Genomic DNA, 16,917 nt, shown 5'->3' on the forward strand with positions numbered 1-16,917 from the left:
TGACGTTAACGTCATGTTTAAATCAAGGAGGAAGTGAACGATGAGTCACCGCATGCGCATAGGCGATTTGACGGAACGGGCAGGGGTAACGCAGCGCACCGTCCGATATTACGAGAGCATCGGACTAATCCCGTCAGGCGAGCGTGAAGGCAATGGGCAGCACTATTATACAGAGGAGACGGTTGCCCGTCTGCGGAAAATTGACCAGTTAAAGAAGCTTGGACTCAGTCTGGAAGAAATACGGGACGTTATAGACCTCTATTTCCTTGACCCCAGCGGTGTACAGCCTAAACAGAAGGTCCTCGGCATCCTCCGTCAGCATCTCGCTGAATCGGACGAGAAGATTGGGGCGCTGCAGCAATTTCGCGCTGAATTGCAGGCCAATATCGAACGCTTCGAGAATTGGTTTGAGGAAAGAGAAGACAGCTGATTTTTTTTGGCCTAAACATAACGTTAACGTCATGTTTGAACATCAAATTTATTGAGGAGGATCAACAATATGAATGAAACAATAGGGTTTATCGGACTTGGCCAATTAGGGCTTCCCATAGCAGCCAATCTACTCCATGCCGGGTATTCTGTCGCGGTGTATAACCGCACTGCGAATAAAGCGGAATCGCTCATTGCTCAGGGTGCGCGGCCAGCAGCCCGACCTGTCGACGCGGTAACGACCGGGGGAATTGTCGCGACCCTTGTATGGGATGATGCGGCTGTGGAAAGCATCGTCATGAGCGAAGGCTTTTTAGAGAAACTGGGACAAGGCGGCATCCATATTTCGATGAGCACGGTATCGCCTGAAACGTCGAGAAAGCTTGCGGCCATCCATGCCCAACATGGCAGTGTCTTGATCGAAGCCCCCGTATTTGGAGTAGCCGAAGCTGCTGTCGCCCGGCAGCTCTTGATTCCTGTTGCAGGTCCACAGAATGCCCAAGAACGAGTCCGCCCGCTCCTGGAGGCGATGGGGGGACATCATATCTTTGATTTTGGCGAAGAGATCGGAGCCGCAACGCAGGTCAAGCTTGTAGGGAACTTTATGATCGTTTCGGCGGTTCAGACTCTGAGAGAAGCACTTTCGATGGTTGAAAAAAATGGAGGCGATCCCAAAGCAGTGGCCGACATGCTGACACAAACATTATTCGCCGCTCCAATCTATAAGAACTATGGCAGGATGATTGCCGAAAAAAAGGATGCTGCTTTCAGTCAAAGCAGGATTCCGCTGAAGGATGTAGGGATCTTCAAAAAGACAGCAGAGCAGGTGGAATCACCGACGCCCGTATCAAGTCTGTTGTACAATCTCTTAAGCAGCGGCGAAGAATGAGCGTGACAAGAGGCAGCTGACCTCCCGGGTCGGCTGCCTCTTGTCATACGAAGGATAGAATTTATAGTTGATCGTTTACTGCTTGATTCTCATGATGAATGCTTTGCTTGTGGAGACCAAAAGAAATAATGATAACGCCGATGACGGCTGCGGCAACCGGGACGATCAGTGCTGTTCGAAATCCATCCAGCATGGCTTGTGGAGATCCATCTCTGGTAGCGGCGATGTTGACAGCGGTGACTAACGACAAACCAAGGGCCGCGCCAAATTGGAATGAAGTACTGAGGAGACCGCTGGCCAGCCCTTGTTCTTCTTCTGCGATGCCGTCGGTAGCCGCAATCGTGAGCGGGCCATACGTAAGAGCAAAAGCGGTCCCGGTAAGAATCATCGTTGGGAACATGGCTGCATAGCTCCAATCGAGGTCAATTCCAAGGAACAAGAAGTACGATATGGCAGCAAGACAGAAGCCTCCGAAAATAACCCGGACATTGCCGAAGCGTCTAACGAGCCATGGTGTGAGCGTTGGCGCCAGTACAGCGTCGACACCAACGGCCAAGAGAGCCAGGCCGGTCTCGAATGAAGACCAACCGCGAAGTTCCTGGAGATATAAGACCGCAATGAACTGGAATGCGAAGAACGAGCCGGCGAACAGCATCGCGCCGAGATTAGCCCGTACAAGTGATACTGAGCGGAGGATGCCAAGACGCATCAGCGGGGAAGCCGAATGCCGTTCGATCATTACAAAGACAAACAGGAAGATGAGGCCGCCTGCCAGCATGCCGGCCGTCCAGCCCCAGCTCACGTCGGGTGCCTGAACGACAGCCAGAACAAGCAGGAGCATCGTACCCGTTATGCATATCGCTCCTCCAAGATCAAAGCTGTGAGACGAGCGGGCTGGCCGGTCTGATTTTGGGATGAGGCGGATCGCGACCAGGAGAATGATGAATGCCAGTATAACCGGGGCAAAAAATACCCACCGCCAATTAATCGTGGTTAACAAGCCGCCTGTGACAAGGCCAAGCGAGAACCCGGCTGCTGCAGTTCCTGCATAGACCAGGAGAGCCTTGTTGCGCTTCGGTCCCTCAGGGATGCTCGTTGTGATAATGGATAACCCTGCAGGCGTCATGAAAGCAGCAGCCACCCCTGTTGCGAAGCGGGCTAGAATGAGAACCCAGCCTTCAGTGGCGAAACCGCCAAGACCCGAAAAAACAAGGAAAACGAAGAGCCAGATAAGGAACATCCGTCTACGGCCAAGTAAATCCGCAGCTCTTCCCCCAAGCAGCATGAAACCTCCATAACCTAGCACATAGGCGCTAATTACCCAACTCAGCGCACTGGTTGACATGCCGAGTTCAGCCCGGATTGACGGCAGCGCTACACCCATCATCGACACGTCGATTCCTTCGAGGAAGATGGCTCCGCACAGCACGAACAGAAGCCCCCAGGATAATTTGCTGTTTAGTGTTCTATCTGTCTTCACTTGAAACCTCTCCCTTCAACTTGGAAATAACCATATTCACGGCTAAGTGTCTGCTTTCAAACACAGTCGTGTACACGTTTGTTCCCCCTTTCCTGCCAATGATTGGCTTGACATGAAGAAATTATAAATCATACAATAATAACCATAAAGTACGCACTTTTTTGTATCATTAGCACTAATAAGTACTATAGGTACCGAAAAGTTCCTATACTAAGGATGCAGTCATACTAAAGTCAGGGGGAAGTTGAAACCATGAAATCACTTAAAAAGGATTATTATAACTTGCCTGTGGAAGCCACTCTGGAAGTCATCGGGGGCAAGTGGAAAACGTTGATTCTCTGTCATTTGACCTATGGATCTAAAAGAACCAGCGAGCTAAAAAAACTGATGCCGGATATTACTCAAAAGATGCTGACTCAACAGCTCCGGGAGCTGGAGGAGGATGAAATCATCATCAGGACGGTATACAACCAGGTTCCTCCTAAAGTTGTTTATGAATTAAGTGAAGTAGGAGAAACGCTAAAATCGATCATCGATCAAATGTGCGAATGGGGAGAACAATATCTGAATAGACAGACATTGTCTTCAAAGGATGCTTAATGACATTAATATTTTGATTAATAACATTAATTATAATTGATTAACGGCATTAATGATATTCTGAAAAGCAAAGACCGTCAAACACATGAAAACTTGTGTTCGGCGGCCTTTTTGCGTTCACGTCCAGGTAAGTGGATATATTCGTCACCATTTGAACACCATAATTTTTGATAACGATATAACGATGGGGTGTAATCTTAATGTGGATTGCAGGGCTCTACATATTTAACGTTGTGTGTATGCTAATCGTAGCCATCCGGGAGGTCCGCAAACCCGCAAAGGCATTGAACTGGCTGGCAATAGGTCTCATTCTTCCTGTTATCGGTTTCGTTGTGTATCTTGTCATTGCAAATCCGGTGCGTATCCGCCGCGAACGCGAAAGACTCACTTCTTCCCGTAATGAACCGGATTCGCTGCCTGAATTGTTCGGCCGCACATCCTCGATCATTGCGCAATCTGTTAGGCAGTTAACCGTGCATGGACTCAGGGAAGGACGTGTCCAAATCCTTACGAACGGTATTGAAACGTATGAGAAGCTTGTCGAATCCATACAGAAAGCGCAAAGCGCCATTGATCTGGAATATTTTATATATCGGAATGACCAGGCAGGCAAACCAATTACGGACGCACTGATCGAAAGGGCCAAATCCGGCGTGCAGATCCGGTTTGTCCGGGACGGCTGGGGGAGCAGGCAATTTCCGCAAAGCCAGGTCAATCGGATGATGGAAGCCGGAATTGAATGCCGGACGATATTTCCCGCACGTTTTCCCTGGTTGCCCACTTTGACTCACCGGGATCATTGCAAGATCGTCGTGATTGATGGAAAAGAGGGCTTTACAGGCGGTATCAATGTCGGGTATGAGTATACCGGATTAAAGCCTGATGTGGGGTTTTGGCGTGATACCCATATGCGAATAAAAGGAAAGGCGGTTACCGATCTGCAGACTCTGTTCGATGTCCATTGGAATATCGCTTCGCCGGAAAAAATGAAAAGAAAATCGCCTCAGAAGTCCGCTCGGGATAAAAGGCATCGATCGCAGCCCGTTGCTCCTTCAGCCAGATTTTCTTTTTTATCGGAAGAATGGGGGAGTGAGCTGGGTGCGGATCTTGATCCCATACCGGGCACAGACGCGCTGCACCATGCTTACATACAGACGTTGGAAAGCAATCCTGGACTGCCAACACAGGTCATCCGGCAGGCTTACTTCGTTTGTCTGACCCAAGCGGCCCGGTCCATTGACATAACCACGCCTTACTTTGTGCCTGAAGCAGATATCATCATGGCTTTAAAGACAGCCGTGGCGCGGGGAGTACGCGTAAGATTGCTAGTTCCTCGCCGCGTGACCCCCAAAATCATAGGGTATGCGGGCCGTACCTACTATGGAGAGCTGCTGGAAGCCGGGGTGCATATTTATATGTATGAGAAGGGTACGGTCCATGCGAAGGTGATGATCATCGATGAGGAAATGGCGGGTATCGGCTCAGCGAATTACGATATCTCAAGTTTCCGTCTGAATTTCGAGGTCATTGAACTGCTCTACAGCACCCGCACAGCGCTGGAACTCACAGTGCAATTTGAACGCGATCTTAATGATTCCGTTCCTTTGCGTATGGAAGAATTGAACGGACGCAACTATCCACAACGCTGTATTGATCAAGCAGCGCGACTGTTTGCGCCTTTATTATAAAACGATCCGGATAGCAATTTAAGGACTGAAATAATTTTTGGTGGTGAATCCGAATGCTTTCGACCCTAAAAAGATTCTTAATTGGACGACCGCTGAAATCGACTGCATTAGGGGAACAAAAACTGAATAAGACGAAAGCGTTAGCCATCCTTTCTTCAGATGCCTTATCTTCAGTCGCATATGGGCCAGAGCAGATACTGGTTGTATTGATTACAGTAAGTGCTGCAGCCATTTGGTACTCCATTCCGATTGCAATTGGAGTTTTAATTCTGCTGACGGCTCTTATCCTGTCCTATCGGCAAATCATCTTTGCGTATCCTCATGGCGGCGGAGCTTATGTGGTTTCAAAGGAAAATCTGGGCATATACCCGGGGCTGATCGCTGGAGGCTCCTTATTGGTGGACTATATTCTGACGGTTGCTGTAAGTGTGTCGGCAGGCACGGATGCCATTACATCTGCTTTTCCCGGCTTACATCCTTATAATGTCGCCATTGCCATCGTATTTGTCCTGTTCATTACAACCTTGAATTTAAGAGGCGTAACCGAGTCGGCATCTATTTTAGCCTATCCGGTTTATTTATTTGTTTTCGCGTTATTCATTCTAATCGGCTTTGGCATTTACAACATCGTAACGGGGGATATTCCGTCTGAATTACATACACCAATCGGCACCCCGGTAGCTGGAATCAGTTTATTTCTGCTACTAAGAGCATTTGCTTCAGGCAGCTCGGCTTTAACCGGCGTTGAAGCGATCTCAAACGCCATCCCGAACTTCAAAGCGCCGGCTCCCAATAACGCGGCCAAGACGCTGCTGGCCATGGGTTCTTTATTGGCTTTGTTGTTTTCGGGTATCGTATGTTTGTCTTATTATTATGGAATTATTCCCAGAGCGGACGTAACGGTGGTCTCCCAAATTGCGGAGCAAACCTTTGGACGGAACTTTATGTATTTCTTCATTCAAGGAACTACGGCCCTGATACTGATCCTTGCCGCCAACACCGGGTATTCCGCTTTTCCTCTGCTTGCGGTTAATCTTGCCAAGGATAGATTTATTCCAAGAATGTTCACGATCCGCGGAGACCGGTTGGGGTATTCCAACGGGATTATCAATCTTGGCGTTTTTTCGATCATCCTGATCATTGCGTTTAAAGGAAAGACGGAGCATCTCATCCCGCTTTACGCTGTCGGTGTGTTTATCCCGTTTTCCCTTTCCCAGACAGGTATGGTGGTAAAATGGATCCGCGAAAAGCCCAATGGGTGGGTTTCCAAGCTTATTATAAATATGCTGGGGGCGTTAATAAGCTTTATCGTCTGCATGATGTTCTTCTTAACCAAGTTCTGGCAGGTTTGGTCCGTGTTGATTTTCTTGCCGTTGATCATTTTTCTCTTTCATCGGATCAAGAACCATTACACGGCGGTGGGCAATCAATTAGGCATCACAACCTGCGAGGCCGCTCTGCCTATTGAGGGGAATGTAATGATTCTTCCTGTGGCCGGCATTACCCATGTGGTTGAGAATTCATTAAACTATGCCAAATCGCTGTCACCTTTCCAGATTATTGCCGTTTACGTCCATTTTGAGCGGGAGGATGAAGCCGTTTTTGAAGAAAAATGGAGAAAATGGCAGCCTGATGTGAGACTGGTCACCTTGCATTCGCCTTATCGAAGCATCATAAACCCACTGAGCAAATTTATTGATACCGTTCAACGCAAAGCGAGTGAATCGAATTACCAGGTCACCGTCATTATTCCGCAATTCATTCCCAAAAAAGGATGGCATAACATCTTGCATAACCAATCCAGCTTGCTGATTCGCGCCCACTTGCTGTACCGGAGAAATGTCATTATTACTACCGTACCCTTTCATTTAAGGGAATAGGCTGCTGTCAGACTAACTGAAAATATCATGGAATACTCACCTTCAGGAAAGTACCTGAACTAAAGGTGCATACTTACATATTTGCAGTGCGCACTTTATACTCAAAGAAATCAATCATTACGAAAGGAGGACAAAATTTTTGAAAACTCTTGTTATCCTTACACATCCAAGCATTGAAACATCCGTCATAAATAAACGATGGGCAGAAGAACTCCAGAAATATCCGGAAAAGTATACCGTACATGAATTGTATAAGGTTTACCCGGACGGAAACATTGATGCGGAGAAGGAACAGCAATTAATTGAATCGCACCGCAATCTGGTTTTACAGTTCCCTGTATATTGGTTTAATTGTCCGCCTCTCCTAAAAAAATGGCTTGACGATGTTTTTGCATATGGTTGGGCTTATGGTTCAAATGGTGGCGATAAATTGAAGAATCGCAAAGCTGCCTTAGCCGTGTCGGCCGGAATTAAGAAAGGAGATTATAGTGAAGAGGGGAGATATCGCTATACGCTTGAACAATTATTATCTCCTTTTGAGATTACCTTCCTCTACTGCAATGCTGATTATCGTTCATTCTTTGCGTATTATGGTACAGAAAATGAGCCTGGCGAAAATGAGCCCGGCACAGAAAATGAGCCGTCTGTAAGCGATTTGGAAAAAAGCGCACAAGATTATCTGGATTTTGTCGACAATCTGTGATAGACAGCTTTATTAAAGCTTAAGAAAAGAAGTATTTCCTTGTTTAGGAGATACTTCTTTTGATTTAAAGCTGTGCCTACTGCTGTGAAACTTCCAGAGCCGACACACTGTTTTTCTCGCCCCAATCGCAGATCATATGCAGCAAGGGAATTAGAGAAAGACCACGTTCAGACAATGAATATTCAACTTTTGGAGGTACTTGGGGAAATTCCTCGCGTATGATCAGGCCATCCGCCTCCAGCTCCTTTAACATCATGCTTAGCGTTTTAAAGGAAATAGTACCGATGCTTCGCTTCAGCTCATTATGCCGCATAACCTTATTTTCAGACAGCCAATGCAAAATGATCATTTTATATTTACCGCCTATTAAGGACAACGTATATCCAAAGCCAGTGGCTTTTGGTTCGACGCCAGTCGGAACACAGGTTTCGCGCACAGTTGCACTCTCCTTCAGGTGAAGTATATGGATATAAATGGGCATTCTTACTTTACAATAGATCATTTTGCAATCGGATGTAAAGTATGAGCGCTATATAAATGAATACGAATAACTGCAATCATTGCGGTCAATAGCTGGAATAATCAACTACCCGTTTCAATCGCGCCATGATAAAGTTAAGAAATGATGAGACAGCTGCAAGGAGGATTGCGTCATGATGAATGCGTCCAACAAGAGGAGAACTGACTCCGCTTCGAAAGTTATCAGGGCCTCGCCGCGAATGATCTACAAGGCATTCGTGGAGCCGGAGAACCTGGTAAGGTGGCTTCCGCCGAAAGGCATGAAAGGCCGCATTTACGAGTTCGATGCCAGGGAGGGCGGATCCTACCGGATGTCCCTCACCTATATTGGAACAGACCACACAACAACAGGCAAGACCTCGGAGGACTCTGACGTCGTCCAGGGGAGATTTCTGAAGCTGGTCCCGGACGAGCAGATCGTGCAGCTGGTCGAATTTGTGTCGGAAGATCCGATGTTCGCGGGTACCATGACGATGACATGGTCCTTGAGAGCTGTCCCCGAAGGCACCGAAGTCACCATCATTTGCGAGAACGTCCCCGAAGGGATACGACAGGAAGATCACGATGCAGGCATGAAATCCTCACTGGAAAATCTCGCTGCCTTCACTGAATAAATGTCCGGCAGCCGTAATAATAGGCGTGGACGACATTACGATTGGGGGAACGGGAACCCAGTCAATTCCGGAATAAGAGGAGCTCATGATTCCGTGTCAAGCTGGATTGCAGATGAATATATTGTTGTTTTAGAACGGAGTAAGTGTTTCCCGGCACTTGGTCCGTTTTTTTTGTCTTTATAAAAATGTATAAGTATATATCGCGCAGGAATGGGATTGTTATTCGCTTGTCTATTATTTTTTATTAGAAGGGGAGAGGCTGCAAACAAATGATTTCGAAAAATAGAGGGTGGCGGTTCACGGACTTCTCACTTTTCATCAGCTTTTAAATAGCTTATAATTATTAAATAATCGTATATATTTTAATCTATAAATAATTGTAATACACAATGACATGGTTATTATTGAAACAGAAAAGGTGTGTAAAAATGAGCAACGGAGAAACGAAAACAGACGTCATCTTGATTGGTGCCGGAATCATGAGCGCAACTTTAGGGACACTTCTGAAAGAATTAGTGCCAGAATGGGAAATTACAGTTTTTGAGAAGCTCGAAAATGCAGGAGAAGAAAGCTCTAACGAATGGAATAATGCAGGAACAGGGCATGCGGCACTGTGCGAGCTTAACTACACGGTCGAAAAACCGGACGGATCAATAGATATCAGCAAAGCTATCCAAATCAATGAACAGTTTCAGCTGTCCATGCAGTTTTGGTCCTATCTCGTAAACAGCAGGCTGATACGTAATCCGCAGGATTTTATCATGCCTTTGCCTCATATGAGTATGGTACAAGGGGAGCAAGATGTAACGTTTTTAAAGAAACGATTTGAAGCGATGTCGCATAATCCTCTGTTTCAAGGGATGGAATTTTCCGATGATCCTGTAAAACTGATGGAATGGATTCCGCTTATTATACAAAATCGTCCAGTGAATGATTCTATAGCGGCAACAAAGATCGACACTGGCACTGATGTCAACTTCGGTGCCTTAACACGCATTTTGTTTGACCACTTAAAGAGTAAAAACGTCGATGTCAAATACAAACATAGCGTTGATAATATTAAACGTACCAGCGATGGCTCGTGGAAATTGAAAGTACGAAATGACGGCGGTATCGTCGAACGGCATACTGCGAAATTCGTCTTTATCGGGGGCGGGGGAGGAAGCCTGCATTTATTGCAAAAATCCGGTATCCCTGAAGGAAAACATATTGGTGGATTCCCGGTAAGCGGAATATTTATGGTATGTAATAATCCGGATGTTGTCGCGCAGCATCATGCAAAAGTATACGGCAAAGCTAAGGTTGGAGCTCCTCCAATGTCCGTTCCGCATCTTGACACAAGATTTATCGACAATAAAAAATCGCTGCTATTCGGACCATTTGCCGGCTTCTCACCAAAGTTTTTGAAAACCGGTTCAATATTTGATTTGGTAACTTCCGTAAAACCGGATAATCTCGTAACGATGTTGTCGGCAGGCGCAAAAAACATGTCCTTGACAAGATATCTGATCGGGCAAGTCATGTTATCGAAGGAAAAGCGCATGGAAGAGCTGCGAGAGTTTATCCCGAACGCCAAAAGCCAGGATTGGGATTTGGTAGTAGCAGGCCAACGAGTGCAAGTTATCAAAGATACAGAAGCTGGCGGCAAAGGCACACTCCAATTCGGTACGGAAGTTATTAGCGCAGCAGATGGCTCGATTGCAGCATTGCTGGGTGCTTCACCAGGCGCTTCAACTGCAGTTCACGTTATGCTTGAGGTAGTCAAAAAATGCTTCCCGCAGCATATGAAAGAGTGGGAATCGAAAATTAAAGAAATGATTCCTTCTTATGGCGTGTCACTCATGGAAAACCCGGAGCTTCTGCACGAAATTCATATTTCAACGGCTGAATCGCTTGGTTTAAGCAAAAAAGAGCTAGTTTATAATTAACTAAGTGAAAAATGAAAAAGTTTAAGCAGCATCAGTAATGATAATAATGAAAATTAATATTGAAAAAATACACAATGAAACACTTTAGAATCTTTGATCTTTTTATAGATTGAAGATTCTTTTTTTGAATTTGTTTTTAATGATGCGCAGAGATTAAAAGTTTAATGTGCAGATCAAAAACAAAGTGCAGAGATCAAAAACAAAAATGTTCTTTTTTTTGAATTTATGCAGAGGTTAATGTATGGAGTCACTAACGAACCGTTGATTCACTCATACTTTTACACAAAATTCGTATTTTATACATATGTCTGTAAAACGTATTAAGTGTGTAGTGTCATCATACGGCTCTATTTTCTTTTTGTTTTTTTATAAGTTCTCTTTCTTGCAGTAAAAAGCAATTCGGATCAAATCCGAATTGCTGCCTTAATTTGACGAAGCAAAGCATAACTATAAGGCAACTACTTTCGTTGCAACTTCTTCTTGGAATGTCTGGTCATGCTCAACAAAAACCATGGTTGGATTAAAGCTTTTAATAAGCTCTTCAATTTGCATTCGTGAATAAACATCAATAAAGTTTAGTGGTTCATCCCAAATATATAAATGAGCTTTTTCACATAGACTTTTAGCGATAAGCAACTTTTTCTTTTGTCCGCCGGAATAGTGGGAGATATCTTTTTCAAACTGGATACGGTCAAAATCCATCTTGCGTAGAATGGATTTAAATATCGGTTCATCAATCTGATATTCTTCAATAAAGTCAGACAACTTTCCCTTTAAATGAGAGGTATCTTGCTGTACATAAGATATGACAAGGCCAGAACTAACGTTCAAAGTACCTGTATACTGGAGCGGATTCCCTAACATTAGTTTTAAAATACTGCTTTTTCCACTACCATTCTTTCCATCAAGCACTACCCGGTCCCCCGCCTTAACGTTAAAACTTATTGGCGCATTAACCAATTCACCATCATACCGAACAGCCACGTCCGTTAACTGAATCAGTTCTTTAGATTTGTACTCTAAAGGCGCTAATTGTAATAACTCCGTTTTTTCCACATTTTTAAGCAGCGTTGACTTTTCTTCAATCGCTTTATTTTGCCTTGTTTCCAGGTTCTTTGCACGTTTCATCATTTTTGCAGCTTTATGTCCTACGTACCCCTTGTCCAATTTAGAACCAGAATTCGTTGTGCCATTTTTGGAAGCCTCTACTTGATTAGACCAATTGGCAGAACGTTTTGAAGATTGTTGCAGCCTTCCGATGTCTTTTTGTAAACGCTCGTTTGCTTTTTCTTCATGTTCCTGCTGTCTATCGAAATTCAGCTTCCAAGAAGAATAGTTGCCACTTTGAACTTCTATATCGGCTTTGTTTATCGACAAGATGTGGTCAACACAGCCATCCAAAAAGTTTCTATCATGTGAAATGAGAATGAATCCTTTTTTCTTTTTTAAATAATTCGAAACCATCTTTCGTGCATGACTGTCCAGGTGATTGGTTGGCTCGTCAATTAATAAAAACTGCCCTTCATTCAAAAAAAGCGCAGCCAGCAAAACCTTCGTTTGTTCCCCGCTCGATAAGGTTTCGAATGGTCGGTACATCACTTCGGCATCGACATCTAAATAAGATATTTCCCGAAGCAACTCCCAATCCTCTGCCTGAGGACATATCTCTTCTAATATTTCATGCGTGAATCTGCTTTTATCCGATACAGGATATGGAAAATAATTAAATTCAACCGAAGAAATAATAGTTCCATTGTATTCATATCTTCCTAATAACAAATTGAAAAAAGTTGTCTTGCCTCGACCATTGCGGCCAATAAATCCAAGCTTCCAATCCGTATCGATTTGAAAGCTAACATCCTCAAAAATATTATCAAAGCTGCTAGGATATGAAAATGTCAGGTTTTGTACATGAATCATTGACATGGTAAGCTCCTCCTTTTTATAACGCATTTACTTTTTATAAAAAGTCGGTTCATACCCATCTCTTCTTAGTCGCTCCGCATAAGTTCAATGGATATTAACGACTTATACGGAGTAAATCATGTGTAATAACCGTGTCTGTGCTCATGTTACCTCTCCTTTTTATATAGTACCTTTATTCTTCTGACCTCCGCTGAAGGAGCCCATGTCTTTATCGAACTGGGATCGGGAAAAGTCATGCTTTCTTAGTATAGCTTTGAACAAGCTTTCTTCGATCCTGTTGTTTCTTGCATAATCCGTTAAATTGCCCTGCAAAAACGCGATGTCCTGCAAACATAGGAGATTTTAAGCTGGCTCCCCTTTCTAACCGTGCCGGAAAAGGATAACTCCTCACCGCAAATCAGCTTGAGAATGCCTTATTTACCGGATCCGTTTGGCCCTAAAAGCGCTATGCGCTCCCCTTGCTCAACGGTAAAGTTGATCTCGCTGCAAACCGTTCTCCCGCCGTAATGAATCGAAACACGATTAAGTTCGACCAGTTGGTTTTGATGGTAATCAAGCTGCGAGATTTTCAGGCTTTCCGGCTTTCTTTCAATATTTTTCAGGAGCTTGGATTTACCCTCGATCGCGGATAGCTCTCTGTGCTTGATCGATTTCGATCGTTTCATCATTTTGGCCGCTTTGTGACCGACGTACCCTTGGTCGAGCTTGGAGCCTGAATTGTGCGTGCCGTTTTTCGTTTTCTCTTCCTCGTCAGACCAGTTACTCGTTCGTTTTGCCGCATCAGAGAGCCGTTTAATGCCTTTTCTCAGCTTTTCGTTCTCGGCTAGTTCAAAATTGTCCTGCCTTTGTTTATTATCCCACCATTCGGAAAAATTCCCTTTCTGAACTTCGATGTCTGTCTTGTTGATCGAAAGAATATGGTCCACGCAGTTGTCGAGAAATGCTCTGTCGTGAGAGACCAAAATAAATCCTTTATTTGTGTTCAGATAGTCGCTGACAAGTTTTCGGGTATGCAGGTCAAGAATTGTCGGTTCATCGATCAGCAGAAAGCTGTTTTCCTTCAGAAACAAGGCTGCCAGAAGCACTTTCGTTTGCTCGCCGTTGGACAAGGTATCGAAAGGGCGATATAAAACGTCCTCTGACACCTTCAGCAGCGAAAGTTCACGAATGAGCTGCCATTGCTCATGGTCCGGATTAATGTCTTGGACGACGTCCATGGTATTGTGTTCCATGTGATCGACATGAAATGGGAAATACTCAAAGTCAACATGGGCTGAAATGGTTCCGCTGAATTCATATTTGTCGAGCAAAAGATTTGAGAAAGGTGGTTTTCCTCGTCCGTTTCTTCCCGTAAATCCTAATTTCCAATTGGTATCGATTTGAAAGCTTACGTTCTCGAAGATGTCATCGTAGCTGTTGTCATATGCAAACGTCAGGTTGGTTACATTGATCAAAGACGTGTTCAATGCATTCCTCCAGTTTAAAAATAAAAAGCCACAAGAAAGTTACCTTCTTGTGGCTCAAACAAATATAACAAATCCAACCGTAAGGAGGGCTGGAATGAATATTTTGATTGAGTGAAAAGAATACGTAACTTCCTTGCTTATAAAGAATAAAACAGGCGTACTGATTTATTCTTTACGACATAAGCAAGAAATATTACATAATCCTTTTCAACTCCAATCGTTAAATTAAAATACATTATATCATAAAGGTTTATACTTTTCAATTCTTGAAACGGCCGCCCACACGTTCCTGCAATGCGCCCTGCCTTCCTGGCAGCAGCTCCTTCTCGAGAGCTTCCGACTCCTGCTATGACTTCACGTTCGCCCGCGATCCCTTCAACAAGCGATGGGTCCCAGTTTATAGATATTTCCATGGTAATGCCGAAGGAATACAACCGGGTCTTACCAGCTTTGCCGAATCGCCGATAAGCGTATGTGGTTTGAGTGCTCGTAACGTTGTTGTTATTTTAAGGTAAGGGAAACAAAATCATTCAATGCTTTTACAAACGCTTGCGGCGTCTCCACATGATTCATATGCCCGCCTTGTTCGAACAGAAAGAGCCGCGAAACCGGAATCTTCTCCCCCATCTCCTTTGCCCAACGCGGTCCGCAGTTAAAATCGTACTCGCCGGCGAGGATCAAGGTGGCGGTTTGAATGGTTTCTAACACATCACGAACATCCCACATATACGGCTTTCGATTCGGATCGACGGAGAAATCCAGTCCCTCCTGCCACTCGTTGAATCCTTCTGGAAGTTTCCAATAGTTGCCGAAGAAAGCAGGCATCAAGCGCCTTAAGACTTGTAGAATTGCTTCTCGATCCCGCGCTTCGCCCGTAATCATCTCCATCCATGCCTGCTTCGCATCCTGAGCTTCAGGATGATCCGACCAACGCTGAGTAAAAATCTCGAGTTGTTGAACCTGCTCCATTCCAAGGTCTTGATTCATACACGGAGCCGAGCTGTAAAGGATGAGGCCGCCAAGTTTATTCGGATAATCAAGCGCATATTGCAGTCCTACGAAACCGCCATGCGAGTGACCCAGGAAAAATGGCCGTTGTGCTCCTACGTGCACGGCAACTTGACGTGCGAAATAGGCGTACTTCGACATAGTGTAATCTCCATCAGGAAGATGATCGGAATTTCCCGTGCCTACTGGCTCCAAATAAATAACGGTCATGGATTTTTCCAGTAGCGGCATGCGCATATAGCCCCAATGAAAACCGGGGCCTCCTGCATGAACTAAACAAACAGGACCTTCTCCCGCAATATGATACACTATCGGCCTAAGGCTAAGAGTTCCACAAAGGAACAAATAGCCTAACAGGCCGAGTACATTCGTTATTCACGGGTTATGGGCGTCATAAAGACCAGGATAAGTAATACGATACTTTTTGGAAACTGACATCAGCTTCTCCATGGCTTCACGAGTGGGTGGCTCTACATGAGCCTCCATCCCTTCCACATATGGAACACCTAGTTCCTTCACGAAAGTATCGAATCCCGCAGGATAGGCGGTAACCAGAAATTTTGCTTTGTCCGATTTCACTTGAACGTGTGCGGAATGCCGCGAGGCGGACTAAGCGAACAAAAGCGGTTACCTGATCGCATACGATTCCTACCATTCCATCCAAGATACGCAGGATAAAGCCTGGAACACAGCTTGTATCCGGACTCGGCGCTGTACAAGGTGGGATCAAGTTCTTGTCACCCGACAAAATTAGTTCTTCGCAAGTGGATTCGTGCTGCTCCTCTCTGCAGTTCTGCCTGAACTATTATTTCTGCTGCATATTACTGATGAGCTGTTGGCCGCTCCGTTAATGAAATTGTCTCATCAATTAAGCGTCGTCATCGGTTTCTTGCTGATCGTACTTTTCTGGGGGATATCTCATCGCGTAAAGATATTCGATTACATCGGTTGAATGGGATTGCCCTTCAAGATATCTTCTACTTCTTGGTAACCATCAAGGTAGGCAAAGTTATAACGCGCTGGAAGTGCGAACACGTATTTGTCATTGCGAGTTAGTTCGCTTGGTCCCATAGGCGCTGCGCCGATGAAAAACTTCTCCTGCTGAAGCGTGTTCCATTGATCGATCGAAAAGACATAAATAGGGATGTCCTGTCTAGGCTTGTCAGCTGTCCATTCGGGATGGCGGATGCCGATGGACGCGCCGCTTTCTACGACCTTACCGTCAGTCGCATCCTGACCTTTCCATTTGTCCGTTACGATCGTGTACCCTTTCCAACTGTCCGGCAGCGTGAAACGGAAGCCATATTGGGTATTCTCATAGACGGTTTGGTCAACTTGATTCGCTTGTGCAACGACTGGTACTACCTGTTCAGCATGATTCGCTCTGTTTGCGGACACTACAGCCGGTACGGATACGGCGACAACAGCCAGCAACAGCAGCAGCGCTGCGGCTCCCTTGTTTTTCTTTTTCATGTTCATTTCCTCCTCAAAAGCTTTTCGTTTTATTTTGATCTTAATTCACTCCCTCGGTACGATTAAGTTTTCTCACGAATGCTCGCTTATTCGCAGGATTTCTCCCTTGTTAGACATGTATGAAGGACGCTCGGGTGACCACTTCATAGACCTGGACAACATGAAGGCGTGAGGAAATAGAGGGGGAGACTATTCCCCCCATGTTCTTCCATATCCTGCACGTATTCTCCACGCCGCCCCTGGAGGTTCTCACTCCCATGTCTCAACGGGTCGATGCCCTTTCATTCCTTCGTTACACCTGTCCAAGGGGTGGA

Annotated in this window: 13 protein-coding genes and 1 pseudogene; 8 read left to right on the plus strand and 6 right to left on the minus strand. The window is 45.1% G+C overall.

Annotated features, from left to right (window positions below; genetic code table 11):
* Window positions 1–40 precede the first annotated feature (40 nt).
* Complete coding sequence (locus AC0YNV_RS07880) at window positions 41–430, plus strand: MerR family transcriptional regulator (protein WP_475767211.1); 390 nt, start codon at window positions 41–43, stop codon at window positions 428–430.
* Between the two features lie 69 nt (window positions 431–499).
* Window positions 500–1,318: an NAD(P)-dependent oxidoreductase gene (locus AC0YNV_RS07885; RefSeq protein WP_475767212.1), complete on the plus strand. Its 819-nt coding sequence runs from the start codon at window positions 500–502 to the stop codon at window positions 1,316–1,318.
* Between the two features lie 61 nt (window positions 1,319–1,379).
* On the opposite strand, the gene AC0YNV_RS07890 is transcribed toward AC0YNV_RS07885, so the two are convergent.
* A complete protein-coding gene (locus tag AC0YNV_RS07890) occupies window positions 1,380–2,798 on the minus strand; it encodes an MFS transporter (protein WP_475767214.1) in 1,419 nt (472 codons plus the stop codon).
* Between the two features lie 252 nt (window positions 2,799–3,050).
* On the opposite strand from AC0YNV_RS07890, the gene AC0YNV_RS07895 reads away from it, so the two are divergent.
* The 4 genes from AC0YNV_RS07895 to AC0YNV_RS07910 all read left to right on the plus strand — a co-directional run bounded on the left by AC0YNV_RS07895 (window position 3,051) and on the right by AC0YNV_RS07910 (window position 7,669).
* On the plus strand, window positions 3,051–3,398 hold the full coding sequence (locus tag AC0YNV_RS07895; RefSeq protein ID WP_475767216.1) for a winged helix-turn-helix transcriptional regulator: 348 nt from the start codon (window positions 3,051–3,053) through the stop codon (window positions 3,396–3,398).
* Between the two features lie 200 nt (window positions 3,399–3,598).
* Entirely contained in the window at window positions 3,599–5,086 is a 1,488-nt protein-coding gene (locus tag AC0YNV_RS07900) for a phospholipase D-like domain-containing protein (protein ID WP_475767217.1), read from the plus strand.
* A 53-nt stretch (window positions 5,087–5,139) separates the two neighbouring features.
* A complete protein-coding gene (locus AC0YNV_RS07905) occupies window positions 5,140–6,966 on the plus strand; it encodes an APC family permease (protein WP_475767219.1) in 1,827 nt (608 codons plus the stop codon).
* A gap of 139 nt (window positions 6,967–7,105) precedes the next feature.
* On the plus strand, window positions 7,106–7,669 hold the full coding sequence (locus tag AC0YNV_RS07910) for an NAD(P)H-dependent oxidoreductase (RefSeq protein ID WP_475767221.1): 564 nt from the start codon (window positions 7,106–7,108) through the stop codon (window positions 7,667–7,669).
* A 76-nt stretch (window positions 7,670–7,745) separates the two neighbouring features.
* On the opposite strand, the gene AC0YNV_RS07915 is transcribed toward AC0YNV_RS07910, so the two are convergent.
* Window positions 7,746–8,105 carry a winged helix-turn-helix transcriptional regulator gene (locus AC0YNV_RS07915; RefSeq protein ID WP_475767223.1) on the minus strand — a complete coding sequence of 120 codons (360 nt, stop codon included), beginning with the start codon at window positions 8,103–8,105 and terminating at the stop codon, window positions 7,746–7,748.
* 217 nt (window positions 8,106–8,322) lie between these two features.
* Here AC0YNV_RS07915 and AC0YNV_RS07920 point away from each other — a divergent pair, with 217 nt between their 5' ends.
* Both AC0YNV_RS07920 and AC0YNV_RS07925 read left to right on the plus strand, forming a co-directional pair.
* Window positions 8,323–8,802: an SRPBCC family protein gene (locus tag AC0YNV_RS07920; protein WP_475767225.1), complete on the plus strand. Its 480-nt coding sequence runs from the start codon at window positions 8,323–8,325 to the stop codon at window positions 8,800–8,802.
* 428 nt (window positions 8,803–9,230) lie between these two features.
* Window positions 9,231–10,730 (plus strand): malate:quinone oxidoreductase, encoded by a 1,500-nt coding sequence (locus AC0YNV_RS07925; protein WP_475767227.1) that lies wholly within the window; start codon window positions 9,231–9,233, stop codon window positions 10,728–10,730.
* Between the two features lie 447 nt (window positions 10,731–11,177).
* On the opposite strand, the gene AC0YNV_RS07930 is transcribed toward AC0YNV_RS07925, so the two are convergent.
* The 4 genes and pseudogenes from AC0YNV_RS07930 to AC0YNV_RS07945 all read right to left on the minus strand — a co-directional run bounded on the left by AC0YNV_RS07930 (window position 11,178) and on the right by AC0YNV_RS07945 (window position 16,603).
* Entirely contained in the window at window positions 11,178–12,656 is a 1,479-nt protein-coding gene (locus AC0YNV_RS07930; RefSeq protein ID WP_475767229.1) for an Lsa family ABC-F type ribosomal protection protein, read from the minus strand.
* Window positions 12,657–12,827: 171 nt separating this feature from the next.
* Window positions 12,828–14,122, minus strand: a pseudogene (locus AC0YNV_RS07935) (ATP-binding cassette domain-containing protein); the annotation flags it as partial.
* A 501-nt stretch (window positions 14,123–14,623) separates the two neighbouring features.
* The gene (locus tag AC0YNV_RS07940) at window positions 14,624–15,439 is read right to left on the minus strand and encodes an alpha/beta fold hydrolase (protein WP_475767231.1); all 816 of its coding nucleotides are present in this window, start codon (window positions 15,437–15,439) and stop codon (window positions 14,624–14,626) included.
* A 630-nt stretch (window positions 15,440–16,069) separates the two neighbouring features.
* Complete coding sequence (locus AC0YNV_RS07945; RefSeq protein WP_475767233.1) at window positions 16,070–16,603, minus strand: hypothetical protein; 534 nt, start codon at window positions 16,601–16,603, stop codon at window positions 16,070–16,072.
* Window positions 16,604–16,917: the final 314 nt, after the last annotated feature.

The organism is Paenibacillus sp. JT31N11, from assembly GCF_056269285.1.